The following is a 692-nucleotide window of genomic DNA, read 5'->3' on the forward strand; positions in this document are numbered from 1 at the left end:
CGGTCGGCGAGTTCGGCGGCCCGGGACCGGGGGCGAACCGGACGGACGCCGGCCTCGGGGACCGGTTCGGCGGCGCGGACGCCGGCGTCGAGCGCGTGGTCTCGAAGCGGACGTACTGCCAGCAGTGCCCGCACTTCTCGGCGCCGCCGGACGTCGCGTGCGACCACGAGGGGACGAGCATCGTCGAGGCCGTCGGGTTCGACGAGTTCCGCGTCCGGAACTGCCCGATGGTCGACGACGACGACCCGACGTTCGATACGCCTCACGAGGAGTAACCGAAATACGGCACGTCTCCGTCGTGCGCGACCGTCTGCGGTTTCTGAACACGCTCAAGGGTATCGGGCCTCGAAAGACACCTGTCCGTGGGAATCGTCCGACAAAGGGGAGGTAGACGCGTCGAATTTGGCTCGGGGGCACTCACCGGGGCGATAGGGAATTCGATTACGGTGATCCCGCTGGTCGTCTCGCTCGCGCGCAACGCCCTCGACTGCGAGAACGTTTCGCTCTCGGCCGCTGTCGGCCTCGTCGCGCTGGCGACGAACCTCGGCGTCGCGTTCCTGCTCGGGATCGTCGCCCACCTCGCGTGGGAGCGAGTGGGAGAGGGCGGTGAGGGAGACGATCGCTTATAACTGATCTGTGCGGTGGCGCGTCCCGGCAAGCGGCCCGCAGGGCCGCGAGCCGACGGCGCGAGG

General features: G+C 69.1%; 1 protein-coding gene and 1 pseudogene. Both read left to right on the top strand.

Translation table 11 applies throughout. From position 1 onward, the window contains the following. Positions 1 to 275: pseudogene (locus tag C468_RS05050) on the top strand (hypothetical protein); the annotation flags it as partial. A gap of 171 nt (positions 276 to 446) precedes the next feature. Then, positions 447 to 629, top strand: a complete 183-nt coding sequence (locus tag C468_RS05055) for a hypothetical protein (RefSeq protein WP_008847796.1) — start codon at positions 447 to 449, stop codon at positions 627 to 629. The last annotated feature ends 63 nt before the right edge of the window (positions 630 to 692 follow it).

Origin of the sequence: Halorubrum kocurii JCM 14978, assembly GCF_000337355.1 — an archaeon.
GTDB classification, from domain to species: domain Archaea; phylum Halobacteriota; class Halobacteria; order Halobacteriales; family Haloferacaceae; genus Halorubrum; species Halorubrum kocurii.